We start from the raw sequence: 2,674 nt of genomic DNA on the forward strand, positions 1-2,674 counted from the left end.
GGTCCACAAGCCCAGCCCTGCGGCTCTCCCAACCGGTGTCGAGGGCTCGCTCAGTTCTTCGAGCAGCTCGTCGACCAGCGCGCGGGGCTCGTCGGCGTGGAACCGGACCGTGCGCGCCTCGGCCCGGGCACCGAGCGGGCGGTGGAAGACGAGCGGCCGGGCCAGTTCCACGGTCACGGTGGTCTGGCTGCCCACGATCAGGTCCAGCACCCCGTCCTCGGAGAGGGCGACGAGCCGGCCCTCCGGGTAGCGGCGGTCCACCCGGACCGAGGCCACCGCGTCGGGCGGGACGGTCAGGTCGAAGAGGGCTCCGTAGCGGATGCGCAGGGTGCCGTCGGGGCGGACCACGTGCGGGCGGGTGACGCAGGCCGCGTGCATCGCGAGGACCAGCAGCACCCCGTACACGTCGAGGACGAGCACCACCCGGTGGACGGCCGGCCAGGGGATCAGGACCGCCAGCCCCACCGTCTCGATCAGCGACACGAAGAGCAGGCCGTACATCATGGCCGTCTGCGGTCCGGTGTACGCGGCCGCGTGGTCCGCGGGGCCCACCCCGTGCGGCGGCCTGCGCAGCACCCACCGGCCGAGCGCGGCGCAGGCGCGCAGCTCGTGCAGCACGAGGCGGCGTACGGGCTCGGGCACGACGGCCCGTACGGCCTCGCGGCGGGCCGCCCCGGGGGCTGCCCCGCGGGCGCGCGCGGCGGCGTACAGGGAACGCAGGACGCACACCTCCAGGACGAGGACCCCCAGCACCAGCACCTCGGCGGCCGCGAGGGCCCAGCCGGGCGGACGCAGGCCGGCCGCCAGGCACACCACGAGCACCAGCTCCGTGGGAATCACCGCCGCGGCCGCGATCCGCGCCGCGCGTATCGCGCTCATGCCCGCCCCTCCCGCGAATCCGTGGCGGTGCCGGTGCCCGTACCACTGCCGGTGAACGCTTCCATCACCCGGCGGACGACCTCCGCCTGCGCCGGGGCGTACTCGGCGAGCAGGGCCTCCGTGAACCCGGGCGCGGACGCCGTCCCTTCGCCGGCCGGGATCGCCGCGAGCGCCTCGGCGGGCACCGCGGCGACCAGCGCGGCGGCGAGCGGCCCGATCCGGGGGTCGTCGACGGCCGCGTCCGCCAGCTCGTCGAGCCGCTCGTACAGCGCGAGCACCGCCGGATCGGCGGCGACCTTCCCCAGCGCGGCGTACAGCTCCTCCCCCGCGGCCCCCGAGGCGTCCAGCAGGCTCAGGTGCTCCCGGTCGAGCGCGGCGCTCGGCGAGGCCGTCGCGGGCGCCTTCGCGAGCAGCGCGGCGAGCGCCGGCGAGACCGGCTCGACCTCCCCGGGCGGGGCGGCGAGCAGCACGGCCAGCCGCCGCCTGCGCTCGGCCAGTTCGGCCTCCTGCCGGGCGAGGTCGGCGTCGAGCTCCTGGAGTACGTCGGCCAGCTCGCGCCCGGCGTCGTCCGCGAGCACGTCGCGCACCTCGTCGAGGCTCAGCCCGAGCTCGGTCAGCCGGCGCACCCGGGCCAGCCGGACGGCGTCCCGCACGCTGTAGGCGCGATAGCCGTTGGGCCGCCGGTCCGGCTCCGGGAGCAGGCCGACGTGGTGGTAGTGCCGGATCGCCCGGGTGGTGACCCCGACGAGCGCGGCGATCTCTCCGATCCGCATACGGGCCAGTAGAAACCCTGCCGCTGCGTCAAGGTCAAGGGCTTACAGAGTGCAGGTAGCATGGTCGACACGACAGACGAGTCGGCCGGACGGCCGCGTCGGGGTCCCCGGATCCCGCCGAGGAACGTCCGGGCTCCACAGGGCAGGGTGGTGGCTAACGGCCACCCGGGGTGACCCGCGGGACAGTGCCACAGAAAACAGACCGCCTGGGGCTTCGGCCCCCGGTAAGGGTGAAACGGTGGTGTAAGAGACCACCAGCGCCTGAGGTGACTCAGGCGGCTAGGTAAACCCCACCCGGAGCAAGGTCAAGATGGGTTGTCCTCGGACAGCCCTGCGCGGACGATCGAGGGCTGCTCGCCCGAGTTCGCGGGTAGACCGCAAGAGGCCGGCGGCAACGCCGGTCCTAGATGGATGGCCGTCTCCCCGGCGACCGCGAGGTCTCCGGGTGACAGAACCCGGCGTACAGGCCGACTCGTCTGTCGGCGAACAGCCCCCGCTCACCCGTTCATTCGGGGCGGGGGCTTCGTCGTACCCGGCCGGAGCGGCGGTCACGCCTCCCAGTGGGCCCCGTAGCGGGGCCGGTAGGGCTCGATGACCGTCTCGGGGTCGTGGAGCGCGACCCGGCATGCGGCCCGGATTCGGGCCCGGGCGCCGCGCTCGGCCAGGTTGGCGGCCTCGGACAGGGATCCAGCGAAGGCACAGCAGTACCGCCAGCTGTCGAAGGCACGCCGGACCTCCCGCGGCTGCGGGCGCCGGCCCTCCTTCGCCGCCGTACGGAGCTCGGCGGCGGAGTACCGCAGGCTGCGCAGTTCCACTCGGCGCCAGGGGCCGCCGTACGGACGCCGGCCGAGGGTGTCGCACTCCTTGCGCCGCTGTGCGGCGAACGGGGTGCGCGGTGCGGGAATGTGGTGGGCGGTGCGGGACAAGGAGAGCCTCCAGCCGCACCCCAGGGCCTTCCTGGGGTGCTACCGGAAGCCGGACGGGTACGGCGGCACGTGCGGCTCCCTCCTCCGGTCCTCGCG

3 protein-coding genes and 1 other RNA gene are annotated in these 2,674 nt (G+C 74.9%); 1 reads left to right on the top strand and 3 read right to left on the bottom strand.

Annotated features, from left to right (window positions below):
* Both ACWGDE_RS38015 and ACWGDE_RS38020 read right to left on the bottom strand, forming a co-directional pair.
* Positions 1 to 879: hypothetical protein (locus ACWGDE_RS38015; RefSeq protein ID WP_453393653.1), on the bottom strand; the 879-nt coding region annotated here is incomplete at its 3' end.
* A complete protein-coding gene (locus tag ACWGDE_RS38020) occupies positions 876 to 1,652 on the bottom strand; it encodes a MerR family transcriptional regulator (protein WP_453393654.1) in 777 nt (258 codons plus the stop codon). The genes ACWGDE_RS38020 and ACWGDE_RS38015, both read right to left, overlap by 4 nt.
* Before the next feature lie 77 nt (positions 1,653 to 1,729).
* On the opposite strand from ACWGDE_RS38020, the gene rnpB reads away from it, so the two are divergent.
* Positions 1,730 to 2,131: RNase P RNA component class A (rnpB, locus tag ACWGDE_RS38025), an RNA gene on the top strand.
* A 69-nt stretch (positions 2,132 to 2,200) separates the two neighbouring features.
* Here the strand turns inward: rnpB and ACWGDE_RS38030 are convergent.
* Entirely contained in the window at positions 2,201 to 2,578 is a 378-nt protein-coding gene (locus ACWGDE_RS38030; RefSeq protein WP_453393655.1) for a hypothetical protein, read from the bottom strand.
* Positions 2,579 to 2,674 lie beyond the last annotated feature (96 nt).

This window comes from Streptomyces sp. NPDC054956 (assembly GCF_053609185.1).

What these genes read in the sequence shown, in the direction of transcription:
- ACWGDE_RS38020 (WP_453393654.1), bottom strand. Translation starts at nt 1,652, where the DNA reads ATGCGGATCGGAGAGATCGCCGCGCTCGTCGGGGTCACCACCCGGGCG.